At 60.2% G+C, this 15073-nt stretch carries 13 protein-coding genes; all 13 read right to left on the reverse strand.

The window, feature by feature from the left end:
• Positions 1-968: magnesium chelatase ATPase subunit I (locus JWG43_RS16415; protein ID WP_205244032.1), on the reverse strand; the 968-nt coding region annotated here is incomplete at its 3' end.
• Between the two features lie 87 nt (positions 969-1055).
• Positions 1056-4823 carry a cobaltochelatase subunit CobN gene (cobN, locus tag JWG43_RS16420; protein ID WP_205244033.1) on the reverse strand — a complete coding sequence of 1256 codons (3768 nt, stop codon included), beginning with the start codon at positions 4821-4823 and terminating at the stop codon, positions 1056-1058.
• Positions 4823-6070 (reverse strand): ABC transporter ATP-binding protein, encoded by a 1248-nt coding sequence (locus tag JWG43_RS16425; RefSeq protein WP_205244034.1) that lies wholly within the window; start codon positions 6068-6070, stop codon positions 4823-4825. The genes cobN and JWG43_RS16425 overlap by 1 nt, the downstream gene beginning before the upstream one ends.
• Positions 6067-7116 carry a FecCD family ABC transporter permease gene (locus JWG43_RS16430; protein ID WP_205244035.1) on the reverse strand — a complete coding sequence of 350 codons (1050 nt, stop codon included), beginning with the start codon at positions 7114-7116 and terminating at the stop codon, positions 6067-6069. The genes JWG43_RS16425 and JWG43_RS16430 overlap by 4 nt, the downstream gene beginning before the upstream one ends.
• Positions 7103-8251 carry an ABC transporter substrate-binding protein gene (locus JWG43_RS16435; protein WP_205244036.1) on the reverse strand — a complete coding sequence of 383 codons (1149 nt, stop codon included), beginning with the start codon at positions 8249-8251 and terminating at the stop codon, positions 7103-7105. The genes JWG43_RS16430 and JWG43_RS16435 overlap by 14 nt, the downstream gene beginning before the upstream one ends.
• Positions 8248-9066 (reverse strand): hypothetical protein, encoded by an 819-nt coding sequence (locus JWG43_RS16440; RefSeq protein ID WP_205244037.1) that lies wholly within the window; start codon positions 9064-9066, stop codon positions 8248-8250. Before JWG43_RS16440 ends, JWG43_RS16435 begins: the two co-directional genes overlap by 4 nt.
• Positions 9063-9851, reverse strand: a complete 789-nt coding sequence (ccsA, locus tag JWG43_RS16445; RefSeq protein ID WP_205244038.1) for a cytochrome c biogenesis protein CcsA — start codon at positions 9849-9851, stop codon at positions 9063-9065. The genes JWG43_RS16440 and ccsA overlap by 4 nt, the downstream gene beginning before the upstream one ends.
• On the reverse strand, positions 9848-11161 hold the full coding sequence (locus JWG43_RS16450) for a tetratricopeptide repeat protein (RefSeq protein WP_205244039.1): 1314 nt from the start codon (positions 11159-11161) through the stop codon (positions 9848-9850). The genes ccsA and JWG43_RS16450 overlap by 4 nt, the downstream gene beginning before the upstream one ends.
• 4 nt (positions 11162-11165) lie before the next feature.
• Complete coding sequence (locus tag JWG43_RS16455) at positions 11166-11831, reverse strand: energy transducer TonB (RefSeq protein WP_205244040.1); 666 nt, start codon at positions 11829-11831, stop codon at positions 11166-11168.
• 5 nt (positions 11832-11836) lie between these two features.
• Positions 11837-12256 carry an ExbD/TolR family protein gene (locus JWG43_RS16460; protein WP_205244041.1) on the reverse strand — a complete coding sequence of 140 codons (420 nt, stop codon included), beginning with the start codon at positions 12254-12256 and terminating at the stop codon, positions 11837-11839.
• Positions 12250-12867 (reverse strand): MotA/TolQ/ExbB proton channel family protein, encoded by a 618-nt coding sequence (locus tag JWG43_RS16465; RefSeq protein WP_205244042.1) that lies wholly within the window; start codon positions 12865-12867, stop codon positions 12250-12252. Before JWG43_RS16465 ends, JWG43_RS16460 begins: the two co-directional genes overlap by 7 nt.
• Positions 12861-14291 carry a MotA/TolQ/ExbB proton channel family protein gene (locus JWG43_RS16470; RefSeq protein WP_205244043.1) on the reverse strand — a complete coding sequence of 477 codons (1431 nt, stop codon included), beginning with the start codon at positions 14289-14291 and terminating at the stop codon, positions 12861-12863. Before JWG43_RS16470 ends, JWG43_RS16465 begins: the two co-directional genes overlap by 7 nt.
• A partial coding sequence (locus JWG43_RS16475; protein ID WP_205244044.1) for a DUF3450 domain-containing protein occupies positions 14288-15073 on the reverse strand: 786 nt, incomplete at its 5' end. The genes JWG43_RS16470 and JWG43_RS16475, both read right to left, overlap by 4 nt.

Consider the following 15073-nt stretch of genomic DNA (forward strand, 5'->3'; position numbering starts at 1 on the left):
GGGGGGGGCTGTGCGTCGCGGCGGCGATGAATCAGGACCAGGGGGGCGACCCGGCTGATATGGTCGACACTCACCTCCCGTTTTCCTTCCAGGGCCGCCAGGGCACGGGCTGCCTGTTCCATCACCAGGTCGGCGCGGTGACCGGCAACATTGTTTTCCCGGCAGAGTTCACCGATGAAGCCCCTTTGCTGACCAGTGATGGTGGTCAGGGGCAGGCGGGCGCGCGCCTGTTCGATGCGGTGGGCCAGATCTTCGGATGCCGGGCGGTATTGCTCGAGAAAAGCGGCGGGATTGTGGTCGTACTCTTCGCGGCGTTGCATCAGCAGAACCCGATCCTCGGGATCCCGGGCTCCGGTCACCTCCAGGCAGAGGCCAAACCGATCGAGAAGTTGCGGTCGTAATTCACCTTCCTCCGGGTTCATGGTGCCCACCAGGAGAAAGTGGGCCGGATGGCGGAAAGAAATACCTTCCCGTTCGATCAGGTTTTCACCGGAGGCGGCGGCATCAAGAATCAGATCGACCAGGTGGTCGTCGAGGAGGTTGACTTCGTCGATGTAGAGAACGCCCCGATGCGCTTCGGCCAGCAGGCCTGGAGAAAAGATCACCTTGCCCAAGCGCAGTGAACGGGGGAAATCGATGCCGCCGCTCACCCGGTCTTCGGTGGCATTCAACGGCAGGTTGACCACCCGGGTGGGTCGCCGGACCGATGAGAGGTTGGGAAAGCGGGACGCGCATTCACCGCAGCGATCCGCTTCTTCCTCCGGAGAACAGGATATGGGACACCCGCTGACCACGGAAATCGGCGGTAGCAGCGCCGCCAACGCCCGGACCATGGTCGATTTGGCCGTGCCTTTTTCTCCCCGGACCAGGATGCCGCCAATGGCGGGGTTGACAGCTGTCAGCAGCAACCCCTGTCGAAACGTTTCCTGGCCGACCACCGCGGCCAGGGGATAGACATGGTGAAACATGGTGCCCTCTCAGATTCTCGATCGAGTCGCGCCATCAACAGCGAGGCAATATGCGGTATGCAAAATGGTTGCTGGAGCGGTCTTCATCTATTCGGTCCACTCCTCAACCTCTCCCTCCATGTCCAGATAGGTCTGACGGAGTTGTTCCTCCATGTCCGGGGCCGCTTGCCACATGCCGCGACTGATGGCTTCGAGCAGTTTGTCGAGGATATTCTGCAGGGCATAAGGATTGACCTCCTTCATCCATTCCTGCATGGCCGGATCCAGGGCGTAGGTTCCGGCAATCTTCTCATACATCCAGTCATCAATGACCTCGGCGGTGGCGTCCCAGCCGAGCACGATATCCATCACATGGGAGATGTCGCCCGCGCCTTTGTAGCCATGTCGCTGCATGCCGGCAATCCACTTGGGGTTGACCAGACGGGAACGGAGAACATGTTTTGCCTCCTCCTCGGTGGTGCGCATTTTGACTCGTTTGGGATCGGAACTGTCTCCCATGACCGCAAAGGGCAGATGGCCGCGCACCGTCTTCACCGCCACGATCATGCCGCCGTAATAGTTGTAATAATCAGTGCAGGACATCATGTCGTACTCGCGTGAATCCTCGTTTTTGACCGTGACATCCATGCGCGCCAGTTGACGCCGGTAGGCCATGGGCTTGGCCGAGCCGTAACTGCCTCGGCCATAGGCATGGGACGAATAACGGATATAATTGTTGCCCAGGTCTTCCTGGGTCTGCCAGTGTTTGGATTCGATCAACTCGGAGACCCCGGCGCCGTAGGTACCGGGCGGGCAGCCGAAAACGCGGAAGGTGGCCTCGCGCCAGGCCTCCTCCTCGTTCAAGCCTTCCCGACGGTACTCGGCGGCATCCTTGAGGACGTTGCGGCGGACAAAATTCGCCTCGGGCGCCTCGTTGAGAGCGGCAACGATGCGGACCGCCTCGTCGATCCGTTCGACCAGATTGGGGAAGGAGTCACGGAAAAAACCGGAAATCCTGGGGACCACATCCAGCCGTGGTCGTCCCAGTTCCTGTAAGGGAATCACTTCCAGGCCGCTGACATTGCCGCTGCCCTGCTGCCAGATCGGCTTGAGGCCCATGAGGTAGTAGATTTCGGCGATATCATCACCCCGAGTGCGCATGGTTACGGTGCCGTACACAAGGATACCGATGGAATCCGGATACTTGCCTGTTTCCTTGAGGTAGCGTTCGATCAGGGCGTCACCAAGACGGACCCCGACCTCCCAGGCCGCCGGGCTGGGAATCTTGTTGGGATCCACCGAGTAGAAATTGCGACCCGTGGGCAGGATATCGGCCTGGCCGCGGCTCGGGGCTCCGGAAGGGCCGGGCCGGACAAAACGCCCGGCACAGGCGGCCAGGGCGGCGTCCAGTTCTTCACTGCAGAGGCGGATATTGGGCACGAGCGTCCGGGCGATATAGTCCAAAACAGCCGCAACCCCGGAACGCGAAGCAATGGGGAGTTCGGCCGTCAACCCCCCGATGACCTCGGGCCGGAAATCGGCCTCGGCCAGGCGGGTTACCAGGGCAAGGGCCTGTTCATGGGCATAACGCAAAACTTCACCGCCGGTGCGATTGCCGAAACGGGCCTCGCGTTTGCCGCGATGGGCGAGCACATCGTCGTACTCGCATCCCATGGCAGTGACCATGGACTCCCGCAATGACGGCACCGAACCGTTGGCCAGCCGGGTCAGCTGGGTGACGAACTCGACCAGTCGCTTGTCCTCGGGGGCCAGGCCGAGGATATGAAGACCGTCATTGATCATGGTGTCGCCGATTTCCTCCACATAGGCGTGAAGCCGTTCCAGGAAAGGGTCAAAATCCGCCAGAGCCTCGGTTTCGCTGATCGCCAGATCCTGATCCAGACTGGCCGCGGCCACTGCTTCCCAGATCATCGGGCGCAGGATCTCCATCTTGGCCGGATCTTCGGCCCGAGCGGCGGCATAATCGCTCACCAGGGTCTGCACTTTGGCCAGGTCGTCATACAGGTCGGCATTGGTGAAGGCCGGAGTGAGGTGATCGATGATGCAGCAATAGGAGCGGCGTTTGGCCTGGGTGCCCTCACCGGGATCATTGATGATGTAGGGGTAGATGTTGGGTAACTCCATGATCGCCAGATCGGGATAGCACTCGTTGGAGAGACCAAGCGCTTTGCCGGGCAGCCATTCCAGGGAGCCGTGTTTGCCCACATGCATCACGGCGTCGGCTTTGAATACATCACGAATCCAGCGGTACTGGGCCAGGTAGTGATGCGGTGGTGACAGATGAAGATCGTGCAGCACCTTGTCGATCTGCTCCAGATAACCACGGGGTGGCTGGATGGTGAGAAAGACATTGCCGTTGATAAGACCGGCAAAGTGGAGGGTGTCTTCGTGGACAAAGAGGTCACCCGGCATCTCGCCCCAATCTGCCGTCATCTTGGCACGGATCGCCGGGGGGAGTTCCGCATGCCAGTTTTGGTACTGATCCGCCCCGGCTCGGGCCTCGGCCCGGGCAGCCATCTGATCCATGGGCAGCCAGCGCTGGTCACAGGTCATTTTTTCCAGGAGAGCATGGGCCAGCTCATCCTTTTCGCCATAGTCATGCTCGATGTGATATCCCTGTTCCCGCATCCGGGCCAGCAGAGCCGCCACGCTGGCAAAGGAGTCGAGTCCGGCGGCGCAACCGATGCGGTCGTTGCGCGGCGGGTAATGGTGAAAGATGATGGCGATCCGCCGTTGAGCGGGGGGAATGCGGCTGAGCCTGGCCCAGTTGAGCGTCAGACGGACCATCTTATCAACCCGTTCCGGGATGGGCTGATATTTGGCGAGCAGGGCTCCGGTGAGCGGATCAACGGTGTTCTGTTCGCGGGTGGCCACCGGCACGGTGATCAGCGCGCCGTCGAACTCGGGCTGGGCCGCGGAATAGGAAACATCCATGGTCGGCAGTCCCTGGACGCTGTCCACCCATTGGGCATGGGGGGCGGAACAGGTGATGGCCTGGATAAAAGGTACCCCCAGGCTGGGCAGCAGGTCTTGAAACGAAGGCGCAACCAGGGTGAGGGAAAACATCAGCGGATTGATGAGCGCTTGGATACGTGGCTTGCCGTTGTCCATGAAATAATGGGCAATGACATCGTCGGCGGCCCGATTCCCCCGTTCCGAATCCTTGTAGCGTAAATGGAAGACCGGCAGGACGTTGGCACCGGAGGCCTCTATTGAACGGATGATGGCGTCGATGAAGGCGAGATTGTTGTTGATCCAGTAGGTCTGGTAAAACCACAGGCCAATGGTCGGCTTGCTCGGGTCGATTTTGCCGGCAAGATACTCATTCAGATCGGGGGTTCCCCGCCAGTCGGGATGATAGATGCCGTCGTCGGGCAGGGGCTCGGGAGGGAGGCAGTCCGGATCGACGTCATGGAGACGGTGGTGGAGATGGCGAAACAACTGGTGCATGTTCCGGGGGCCGCCGAAGTGGAGATATTGTTTGATCCTGTCCCAGGCCGGAGTGCCGAACTCAGGGGAAAATTCCCGGGCCGCCTCGATGGAATCCTCATCGCCGCTGGTCGGTTGGATATGGATCAACGGGCCGGAGGAGGGGTCTTGACCGTCCAGGGCTTCCTTGAGGAAGTCAAAGGCGGGAAAGGAGGCCCGACCACCATGGAGTGAGACGATCAGGATATCGGCGCGCAGGGCTTCCCGAACAAAGGCCCGTTGCCGGGATTGGTCAAAGAGTTGCACCTGGGTCCGGGCATGGACAGTGACCTGCCCGCCGGCTTGCCGGAACAGACGGACGCCCTCGCTGAGGGAGGGAATTTCGCTGGCCGTGGCGGAAAAATAGCAGAGTGTATAGGGTTGCATCAGGCCTCCTGTACCTGGTGGGCCGCGTTCCGTTTTGGAAATGCATCCAGGGCCGCGATCAGTTGGGTGGTGGTGGTACAACGGATAAAGCGGTTGTCACTGTTGGCCGCGGGAGATTCGAGGACATCACCGCGGAGGGTGAATACGGTTTTTCCCCGTTCCAGAGCCGTGTGGAGCAGGGTCATATTGGCTTGGTTGCCGGTGCTCACGGCAAACCCGCTGTCAATGACGAAATCGCAGGAGTCCATCAGGGTGGCAGCCAGGTTGGTGCTGGTGCCGTTGATCGCCTCCAGGGGCGGAGTGGTGATACAGTCGGCGCCAAGGGATTGGGCCACGTAGTAATCAAGATCATTGGTGTGGACCACGCCGGTGGCAATAGCAAACCCTTTTTTAGCGAGCATCCGGTAGACAAGAGACCCGGTGCCCATGCCGGCGACCACAAAAGCACGCCCCCGGTTGCCTTCCCCGCGAAGTTCAATGCCGCCCAGGTGGCGATTGAATTCAGCTTTGCTGAAGTCATACAAACCCGACACCGCCTCGGGCGTGAGCACCGCTTCGGGCGCTCCCCAGTCCAGCAGACCGCCATCCTTGATCAGGGCCACCTGGTCGCTGACCTTGGCGGCGACATCGACATCGTGCAGGGAGGCAATGACGGTAATTCCCTTGTCGCGGCAGAGATCACGGAGAATGGCCATGACCTCGACCCGGTGCTTGAGGTCGAGATGGATGGTAGGTTCATCGAGAAGGAGGAGGAACGGTTCCTGGGCAAGCGCCCGAGCTACCAGCACCTTCTGACGTTCACCGTCGCTGAGATCGGAAAAAGGACGGCCTGCCAGATCGAGGGCGTGGACCGCGGCCAGGGACTGGGTGACAATCTTCTGGTCTTCGGAATTCAGACGGCCGAGATAGTCGGTGTGGGGGTATCGCCCCAGGGTAACGAATTCAAAGACGGTGAACAGAGGCGGAACAATTTTATCGGTGAGTACCACGGCCATGGTACGGGCCAGATCCATGGCCGGCAAAGTATCCAGCGATTTGTTGTGGAGCGTGATCGCTCCAGCCAGCGGAGCAAGATGGCGCGACAGGGTGCGGAGCAGGGTGGTTTTGCCGGCACCATTGGGGCCGAGCAGACTGATGAATTGACCCGCTTCGCAGTCGAAGTCCAAACCGCTGAGCACTGGCGTTTTGTTGTAACCGACCGAAAGGTCTCTGGCGCTGAGTATTGGCTGGACAGTGGCGGTGTTCATAATTTGACCCTCCGTTTCAAGAGAAGTGCGATAACAATGGGGGCTCCGAAAAAAGCGGTAATCGCCGAGAGGGGCAGTTCCACCGGAGCCAGTGCCGTACGGGCGATCAGGTCACAGAGACTGGTCACCAGAGCCCCCATCAGGCAGGCCCCGGGTATAAGGATGCGATTGTCCGAGGTGCCGAAACTCAATCGGGCCATGTGGGGCACAGCCATACCGATAAAAGCCACCGGCCCGGCCATGGAAGTGATCATCCCGGCCAGAGCACAGGCACAGAGCAGGATCAGCAAGCGAAAATGGCGGATATTGACACCCATGGATGCGGCGTACTCTTCCCCCAGCAGGAACGCATTGAGTGGTTTGCTCTGCAGGTACAACAAGGTGAGAATACAACCGCCGAAGATGAGCAGGATCCAGATTTCATCCCATTTGAAACCGGAGAAGCTACCCAGTTGCCAGAGAACAAAACCCTTGATTTTGTCCTTTTCCGCCAGGGCGGTGAGGATGGCGGTGACAGCCCCGCAGAGATACCCCATCATCAGACCGACAATGAGCAGGGTGACCCCGCCCTGGATCCGGGAGGCAATGGCCAGCACGATCAGCATCACCCCATAGGCGCCGACAAAGGCGGCCAGGGTGGACATGAAGGGGGTAAACAAGGTCCAACCCACGGTCACCGTGGTGAGCATGACGATGGAAACCATCAAAGAAGCACCTGAGGAGATGCCGAGGATAAAAGGCCCGACGATGGGGTTGCGGAAATAGATTTGCAGCAGCAGACCGGAGGCGGCGAGATAGGCGCCGCCAAAGGCTGCGGCGATGGCCCGGGGAATACGAATATTCCAGATGATGGTGTTGGTGATGGAATCTTCTCTGGGGTTCAGGAGGACATGCCAGATTTCGGCCAGGGAATAGGGAATCGACCCGACGGCGACATTGATGACCAGCAGGATCAGGGTCAGCAGGCCAAGGCCGGAAAAGACCACCGGCGGTCGCCGCCAGGCAGGTGGACGTATTGACGGGACGACGGGTTCAGAAGTGGTCATAAGCAGAGTCCTTGGTTATGACTGGATCCGTGTCCGGCAATTCGTCGAAGTACCGCAGCCGGTATCCGGGGTAGAGTTCAGGGTGGAGAATGGCACTGATTTCAAAAAGAATTTCGTCGAGTTTGTCACCGGATTGGTGATAATGGGGCAGGGGAGCGTAGACTCTGCCCTCGGGTTTGAGCGGAGCGATGTCCTTGATCAGTGCATTGAGTCGGCCCAGAGCCTCCTTGGAGGTGGCCCCTGATTTCCGGTCCCGGTATGTGAAAAGAATATCCGCATCCTGACCTGAATAGAGAAAGCGTTCCACCGAGATTTCGATGCAGGAGGCACCGAAGATATCCCTGAACTGATAGTTGCTCTGCGCCAGACCGACCAGTTCTCCGACCCAGGAATTACCTGGTTCGACCATCACCCTTTTCTCGTAAACATCGCCCCACATGACCTTTGGCTGTTGGGGGGCGGCGGCGGTGCGGGCACGGATGTCGCGCAGCGTGTCGTCGATGCGGTTGAAGAAGGCCTCGGCTTCCTGTTCCCGGTGGAAAAATGGGGCGAGGAATTTGACAAAGCTCATGCGGGCGCCGAGGCACATGGCCTGCGGCGTGGTGGTAACCACCACCGGGATGTTCAGGGTGTTGAGCAGTGGGATGATGGAAGGATCCCAGGTGAGCACCAACTCCGGTTGCTGCAGTTTGAGACGTTCAAAGTCGATGGCGCTGGCGTCTCCGATAAAAGCGATGCGCCCCTCTTCCATCCCGCGCCTGACCTCAGGGATATACCAGCGATCCTGGGGCGTGGTAACGCCCACCAAGGTTTCATCCAGTACCCCCAGGGCAAGGAGGGTGGCGACCTCAAAGTAGCCGTAGGCAACCACCCGCTCCACCGGTATGCGGACGACTCTATTGGGGTCAACACCCGTGGGCATGGGGGCGTCACGGGGGATGAGCACCAGGGTACGGCCAGCACCATCGCGGACATCAATCCGCTCCGCGGACAAGCGGTTGACCGCAAATTCACCGATCTGGAGAAAAGCCGGTCGGGTGCCGTCATCAGTGGCCGAGCGGTTGCCGTCGCAGGCGCACAGGCCGAGGATGAGCAGGATGGCGGTCAGCGGGAGAAAAAGTGTGGACATCTTCATACCGATTGTTTGTTGACCTCCTTGAGTAAGATCCATTCACAGACATAAAAGAGCAGGCCGATGGAGAACAGCGCCATGCCGCTCAGATACAAAAAAACACCTGGATCCTTGCGGATATGCAGGTCGATGCGGGTAGGCATGTTCATGCCTCCCAGGCTTTTGGGGGCAAAATCGATCATATGAAGGGTATAGCCCTGAAAGCGAACCGGGCGGGTTGCGGTAAGTATGGCTTCCCGGGTCGAATTTTCACTGCTGAGCAGCAGATGGGCCCTGGGCGTGAGAATATGATCAGTGAAAAAATCCAACCTTTGCCCCTGGTAATACTCGGGGGCAAAAGAGGTGAAGGTGACCTGACCTTTGGCGCCGGGCAAGGAGAGGTGGGTGCCCGGCACCAAAGTCTGACCCGTCAGGACCTGAGAGAAAAGATAACTGCAGAGATAGCCCGCCAGAATGATGATCAGGGCATAGTGCATCAGATGGGGCGCAAGTTTAAAGGCCAGGCACATGGGGCTGGTCGTTTTGCCGGCGCGCAGCAGCCGGTACACCCGATCCGTGGTGCAGGTGAAGGTGTTACAGACCAGCAGGGCCAGCAAGAAGAGAAGAAGGAAGAACCATGCGGTCAGCAGAAGAGAGGAACGTCCGTAGGTCTTCGCCCAGGGGATGAGTCCCATATCGTTCATGGGCATGTACAACGATGCATTGCCGTGCAGGCAGAAGTATCCCCAGGCTGCGTTCAAGGTGAGGAGTATGCAGAGGATAATGGTCAGGCGGATGCTGGCCATGGCGTGCCAGCAATGGATAATGAGAGTCTTCATAGCTGCAAGGGGTTGCGGAACGGTCCGAGGTCAGGCAGGAAGGTGAGGGCCAGGACAGCCAGGCCACCCACAACGGCGCAGGCCGCCCGCCCGGTCAGGGTCCATGATCTGGTCAGGTGCAGGTGCAGGAAGCAGGCATAGAAAAACCAGGCGGACATGGTGGTGAGGATGGCGGGATCTTCCCAGACCACCGGTGTGCCCCACCCGAAATACGACCAGAGCCCGCCGTTGAACATGGATATCGTCCACAACGCAAAGCCCCAGACTGTCCAGAAGTGACAACGATGCATGGCTCGATGCAGATGGGAGGTGCTGTACGCATGTCTGGTCTGCATCAAGGCAGCCAGCGCCCAGCTGACACTGACCAGGAAACAGGCCTTGCCAATGGCTCCGAAGACGAGAAAAGCATGGGCGAACAAGGTTTTTGATTTGACAAAAGGCAGGTAGAAGTCCTTGGGAAAACAAAGAGTGCAGGCGGCCACCAGCACCATGGCGGCCAGCAGGCTTCGTTGAACCGGTTGCTGGAGAGCCGACTCGGCGGCATTGGCGGCTATCGGGTAGAGCAGGCCCAGGCAGAGCAGAACCGCCACCGGAGTCAGGTGCAGGGGGAGCATGGGCCAGGCCTGATGATAGCGGAGGACAACAATGAGGAGACTGGCGGCCAGTCCGGGGATCAGCAAGGCGGCTATCAGTACCCGCCGGTGTTGCAACGTGGTCAGCGAGGCGATGAAGGCAAGGCCGTAAAAAAGACAGGCGGCCTGCAGGGCTGTGTGGGTCGAGATCATTGTTGCTGTGCCGATAAGGTTGTTTTGCGGTCAATATAGGCCAGGGCCTGGACAGCGGCCTTTTTTTCCCGGTCGTGGCGGGCCGCCTGGGAAAAAGCCGAGCGGCTGCCTTCGGTGTCATCGCTGTGCAAAGCGGCATGGCCGGCCATCAACCAGGCCCGCCCCTGGTGCTGTCCCTGCAGGGCGCCGGCCTGACGGAAGACGGTCGCGGCCAGGTCGTATTGTTTGAGAGCGAGGTGGAGTTCTCCTTTGAGCATGAGCAGTCGCGGATCCTGTGTCGACATACTCTGCTCCATGAGCATGGTCAGAGCTGCCTGCTGTTGTCCCAGTCTGTTGTAGGCATAGGCCAGGTGCTGGAGAAGACGTACGTCCGGCCCGGGGTGCCGGGGGCGCAGTTGATCGGTGTACAGGGGCACGGCCATGGCGGGAATGCCTGCCTGCAGATACAGGTCGGCCAGCAATCTGGTTTCTTCCCTGCTCAGAGGTTTCAGGTAGTTGAGGATGATGCAGGCGGTCAGTGCCTCTTCCAGGCGCTCGGCCTGCAGCTGGATGTGGATCAGCGCCTGCCACCATTTCGGCTCGGCGGGATTGTCTTCGGTCAGTTTCCGGGCCAGAGCCAGGGCTTTGCTCTCCATGTTGAGGGAGAGATACTGGTAGAGGAGAATTTCCTGCCAGCGGATCTGATCGTCACCACTGTATTCGGCGGCCAGTTCTTCGATCAGGGGCAGGGCCTGCCGGACCTGATCGGTGGCCAACAAGGCGTGGATATAGTGCTCCTTCCATTCAGGTTGAATGGCTGTGGGATGGGCGGCAAACAGGCGGGCAAAGGAGCTGACCGCCTCCTGGTTAGCACCGGCCATGAGGAAAGCGGCGGCGCTGAAATACAGGGGGTCCGCCTGGCTGCCGGCAGTGCTGTCGTAGGCCCCGGCAAAACTGACCGCGGCTTCCCGGAACTGCTGCCGGTCATAATGGGCCTTGGCCAGATTCAGCCAGCTGGAGGTATGATCCGGATCCAGGGCTACAGCCTGGGTGTAGGCGTTGATGGCCCTGGTGTGCTGGTCCTGAAGGAGGTAGCAGTTACCCAGGGCGAAAAAGAGTTCCGCATGAGGCGCGGACGAACCGGCGAGGTAAGCCTCGAGCTGGGCTGCGGCCTGGTCGTACCTCTGGTTGTTCATAAGCGGTGCGATCCTGAGAAGCACGGCGCGGATCGCTGCCGGTGGTTCCTTGGCCAGGATGGTGGCTGGCTGAAAGAAGAGGGTCGTCAATATACAAACAAGAACCCAGCAGATTACTAGCCTCGAATATCGCATGGTTCTACTCCAGTTTAAAGGTAATGGTCTGTTCCACCAGGGATTTGACCGGTGTGCCCCCAACGGTGCCCGGCTTAAAACGCCAACCGGCAATGCAGCGGAGCACGCTTTGCTCGAAAATGCCTTCAGGTTCGGCAGCCAGGACCGTGATGCGACCGACCTGGCCCTGTTCGTCAACCACGAAGCGGACTGTGACCCAGCCCTCGATGTTGCGGCGTTTGGCCACCATGGGATAGATGGGTGGCATCTGAGCCAGGGCGGTCAGGGGACCGTCCAGTTGACCGGTGGTGAAGAGATCGCCCAAGCCGGTGGCCAGGCCGGTTTCCAGTGGGGGCAGGGCCAGGGTGGATGGTCCGGCCGGCAGGCGCGGGTTGATGGCAAAGGGCAGGGTGAGTTTCGGGGCCGATGGTTGCGGCGCATTCGGTGTTGGGGGCTCGATCACCTGTGGTTCAGGGGGTTGCACGGGTTCCGGTGGCTTGGGAGGATCGGGCTGGCGCAGACGGGTGAGCTGGATCTGAGGAACCAGGGCATCAAAGGCCGGTTCCGCGGCTCGGGTATTGATCAGGGCCGGCATGAGCAGGAACAGGACCAGGTTCAGGCCAAGGGCGACTAGGACCGCCCAGAGCCAGTCCAATCTGCCGGAGGCAAGGAGTGTGGGGCCGCCGCTCATGGTGCTCAGGAGCCCTGCGGCAGGCTGGCTGCTAGGGAGACATTGACCGCGCCGGCCATGCGGCAGCTGTCCATGACCTGGATAGCGGTACCGGTATGACTGGCTTTGTCCGCCACCACAATGACCGCGGCTTCCGGATTTTCCGCCAGGGCCCGTTCGACATGAGCTCGGACCGTCCGCATATCGATCTGCCGCTGTTCCATGAAGATCTGGTTATTGGGGTCGATGGCGATCAGAATCGTGGTTCTGTTCTCCACCGTGGCCGTGGAGGCGGTGGGCCGGGAGACCTCGATACCGGTTTCCTTGACGAAACTGGTGTTGACCAGAAAAAAAATGAGCAGGATGAAGACCATGTCGATGAGCGGGGCGATATCAAGTCCGGGTGTGGTCCGTTTGCGCCTGCGGGCGGCGGAAATATTCAGCATGCGGCCTCCTGGAGATGGCGGCGCAGGTAGTACCCGGCTCCGGTCAGTTGCCGTTGCAGATCCTGGGCGCGGCGTTCCAGGAAGTTCTTCATATAGAGACCGGGGATAGCGATAATCAGGCCGGTTTCGGTGGTGATCAGAGCCTGGGAAATACCCGAAGCCATGCCCCGGGCGTTACCGGTCCCGAACATGGCCATAATGTCAAAGGTCGCCATCATACCGGAGACCGTCCCCAGCAGGCCAAGCAGAGGCGCCACCGCGGCCAGGGCGCCGATGAATCCCAGGTGTCGGTCCAGGGTGCGATTGAGGGACAGGACCAGCTCGTCGATGATGCTCCGGTCCAGGGCCGGATTGCCGCTGCGTTGGTCGAGAAACCTGGTCACGAGCAGGCCGACGGCTCCACCCTCGCCGATTGCCGGTCGCCGATTGGCGCGGATATATTCCCAGGCCAGGGGATTGGCCATGGGCCGGCGGCCGAGGCGACGGAGATACAGAGCGCGATGAGCGATCAACAGCCACATGATCAGGCTGACCAGCAATAGGGGCAGCATGACCGGACCACCGGTATGGAAGTACTCCATCAGCCGGAAGAGGTGGTCACTGATCAGCATGTTGTCTCTCGCTGCTTGTGGATCATGTTGACCAGAGACACGGATTGTTCTTCCATATCACCAACCAGCCGGTCCACGGACCGATTGAGGATATTGTGCAGAAGCATCAGGGGAATGGCCACCGAAAGGCCCAGCATGGTGGTGACCAGAGCCTCGGAGATACCGCCGGACATCAGTCGCGGGTCGCTGGTGCCCTGGAGGGTGATGACGTGGAAGACATTGATCATGCCGGTGACCGTGCCCAGCAGGCCGAGCAGGGGGGCAATGGCGGCCAGCATGCCCAGCGTGGACAGAAAGCGCTCCAACCGGGGGATCTCTTTAAGAAGCGCCTCCTGGAGCACGTTTTCCATATCTTCACGCGACAGGTTGCGCGCCGCGAGACCAGCGGCCAGGACCCTGGCAACAGGTTTGTTCTCTGCCTGACAGGCCTGTATGCAGCCAGGCCAGTCTCCCGCGGCAGACCGCGTACGGAGCGTGGCCATCGGGCCCGGGCCACGATGATGGCTACGGACAAGGAACACGGTTCGCTCGATAACGATGAGCAGGCCAAAGACCAGAATGGCGAGAATCGGCCAGACAATGGGGCCACCTCTGCCGATCTGTTCAAGAAAACTCACCTGATGGATGAGCAGTCGCAGGGCGGCGCCCCGGGAGATATCCATGGGGACGGCTTCGCTTTCGCCCTCCATATAACGGTGCAGCTGCTTCTGCATTCGTGCACCCGGCGGACGCGACAAGGCATAGAGGGTGCCGCTGGCCTGGGCATGATTGAGAAACCCGCTTTCTCCTTCAAGCCGATAGACGGCGGTGAAGGGCCCGATGAAGAGGATATCGGCTTCAGCCTCCCTGCCGGCCCGATCGATCATCCGGCTCTGGAGCAGAGTGACCTCCCCGGTCCGCCTGATCTGCGCCAAGAGAGCATCGGTCATGGCCCGGACATCGTCCATGCCGGGAAAACGGTTGTTATCCGCCACCGCGCTCAGCAAGGAGGCCGAGTACCCCAGCGGCCTGGATTGAGGATTCTGGCTGATCAGGGTATCGATATCCCGGGCATTGACCCGGATCATGCCGACCAGTTCCCGAACCATGCTGTCGGTTTCCTCCAGTTGGGCGGTGACCTCTTGTTCTTCCTCGATCAGCTGATCAAGGTGCTCCTGCAAGAGGTTGACCTCTCCGCTCAGGCGGTCCCGATCGGCTTCCAGTTCGGCAATCGCCTGTTCCAGGGCTGTCCGGTCGCTGAGGATCCGGGCGCGGCTGAGTGCCGCTTCCTCTTGGGCTGTGGCCAGTTCCTCCCGGGCTTGCTCGGCCAGGGCTTCCCTGGCGTGCCGGGCTTCCTGTTCCACAATCCGCATGTCATCGGCCAGGACCACGCCCGTATGCAGAAACAACAACAGCAGAACAAACAGGGTCATGATCCTTTTCATTGCCGCACCATCCTGCCCACCGGTACATTGAGGATTTCCACCGGCTGTTGCCTGGAGCTGATGGCTACCAGCGAGCGGATAGTCCGCAGATGGCTATTGTCAAGGGGTTGCCAGGCTTGGGTGGCGACATTGTAGAAGCCGCATTGTCGATGATCGAGGCTCAGATAGAAAAGACGGAGTCGACCCAGGCGAAAAATTTCCGCGAGCAGAGGCTCGTTGTTGACCATGATGGTCTCCTGGTGCACTTCGGTGGTGAACCCGTATTCCGCTTCCACCAACAGGGCTTCCATGAGCCGCCGATATTGCTCGGCGACGGTGACCGCCGGGTCCCCCATCATCGCCGTCAGGCCGTCGAGGCGCTGCTGTCGTTCATCGACGAGAAAGGGCGGTCCCATGGCGATTGCTTGTCGCAGGCGGTCAAGAAGATCATCGAGAAAGGGGGAGATCTCCTCGGAGATGCGGATCATGTCGGCCAATTGCTGCTTTTTGCCGTCCAGTCTGCCTTCGTTGGCGGTGATGGTCTGCCGCAGTTCTGTTCGCTGTCGCCGCAGTTCTTCGTTTTCCGCCTGAAGTTGCTCGAAGCGGGCGGTCAGTTTTTCCCGGTCACCCCGCCATTGGTCCTCCTCCTGCTGGGTGGCCTGACGGGTCAGCACTGCCTGATGAACCGGCTCCTCGATCTGCTGCCGCGTATCGGCTCCATGGAGCAGCGGCCATGGCAGTAGCAGCCAGCAAAGAAAGAGAACAGGGGGGAGGATGGGGGGGGTGGGCCGCATGCGTATCAC

Source organism: Desulfobulbus alkaliphilus, from assembly GCF_016918545.1.
In the GTDB taxonomy this organism is placed as follows: Bacteria; Desulfobacterota; Desulfobulbia; order Desulfobulbales; family Desulfobulbaceae; genus Desulfobulbus; species Desulfobulbus alkaliphilus.